The 1,369-nt window shown below is 63.9% G+C and carries 1 protein-coding gene; it reads right to left on the bottom strand.

The window, feature by feature from the left end:
- Positions 1-265: 265 nt before the first annotated feature.
- Positions 266-1,291, bottom strand: a complete 1,026-nt coding sequence (locus tag IQ292_RS17535) for an IS110 family RNA-guided transposase (RefSeq protein ID WP_203311592.1) — start codon at positions 1,289-1,291, stop codon at positions 266-268.
- Positions 1,292-1,369 lie beyond the last annotated feature (78 nt).

Raw genomic sequence — 1,369 nt, 5'->3', positions numbered from 1 at the left:
CCGTGTGTGGACGCCCCGTCGGATACAAGGGGGTGTTCGGAAGATTTGATCGCGCGGGTTCAGGTGCTTCCGTGTGTCCGGCCTGTTGATGCAGCCATCATCACGGCTGCTGGCCCGTATGGGGATCGCGGATCGGGTCCATACCGCAACTGCGCGCTCGAGGCGCTTGGTCATTTCCCTGGTTTTCCCGACCCCGTCTTCTGACCGTTGCGCCATACCTCTCTACTGACCTTCCTTGCGTCCCTGACGCCTCAAGCCTTGGCGGTCATACCGCCAAGGCCGGAGCTCTGTACGATCCGCCGTGCGCCATCAGCGCCCAAACGGTCCTCGCCATTTTGTTCGCGAGCGCGACGGTGATCAGCATGCGTGGCTTGCGAGCCAGCATGCCGGCCAGCCATGCGCCGGCTTTATCAGGACTGCGCGCCGCAACCTTCGTCACCGAGCTCGCGCCGATGATCAGAAGCCTGCGCAAGCTACGCTCGCCCATCTTCGTTGTCCGCCCGAGGCGCTCCTTGCCGCCGCTGGAGTGCTGTCGGGGTACGAGGCCGAGCCAAGCCGCGAAGTCACGCCCGCGACGGAAGGTGCTGGCAGCTGGTGCCAGCGCCACCAGCGCCGTTGCAATCACCGGGCCGACACCGGGGATCGTCATCAGCCGCTTCGCCACGGGATCAGCTTTAGCACGGCTCGCGATCTCGCGGTCGAGCAGGGCGATCTGCGTCTGCAGCGCTTCCAGCCCTTGCGCGATCACAACCAGCACGGGTCGCGCTTGAGCCGGGATGTCAGAGGTGGAGTCGCTGACCATCTCGATCAGCTTGCCGACGTGCCCGACCCCCTGACGCACGGTGTAGCCGAACTCGGTGAGGTGACCGCGCAAGGCGTTGATCAGTTGGGTACGTTGACGCACGAGCAGGTCGCGGGTCCGGAACACCACCGCCGATGCCTGTGCCTCCGCGCTCTTGCCTTGGACGAAGCGCATCGTCGGGCGCTGTGCTGCCTCACAGATCGCCTCCGCATCAGCCATGTCGTTCTTCTGCCGTTTGACAAACGGCTTCACGTACGCCGGTGGGATCAGCTTCGTGTCATGCCCAAACGCGGCGATCTCGCGAGCCCAATGATGAGCGCTCGCACATGCCTCCATCGCCACCACGCATCGCGGTAACATCGAGAAGAACGCTAGGACCTGGTCCCGCCGCAGCTTCTTACGGAACACGACCGCTCCGCTCGCATCAGCACCGTGAACCTGGAAAACCGACTTGGCCAGATCAATGCCGACTGTGCTAACCTCTTCCATGGATGCCTCCTGCAGTGGTGCTTCAACACCTCCACTCTGGCACATCGATGCCGTCAGGGGGCGTCCACCCCAACGCAA

The sequence above is a fragment of the Sphingomonas beigongshangi genome, assembly GCF_016820445.1.
In the GTDB taxonomy this organism is placed as follows: Bacteria; Pseudomonadota; Alphaproteobacteria; order Sphingomonadales; family Sphingomonadaceae; genus Sphingomonas; species Sphingomonas beigongshangi.
Note: the sequence above shows the minus strand (reverse complement) of the source record. Positions and strands in the feature narration are given on the sequence as shown.

Coding starts and splice junctions, on each gene's coding strand:
- IQ292_RS17535 (WP_203311592.1), bottom strand. CDS start 1,291: ATGGAAGAGGTTAGCACAGTCGGCATTGATCTGGCCAAGTCGGTTTTC.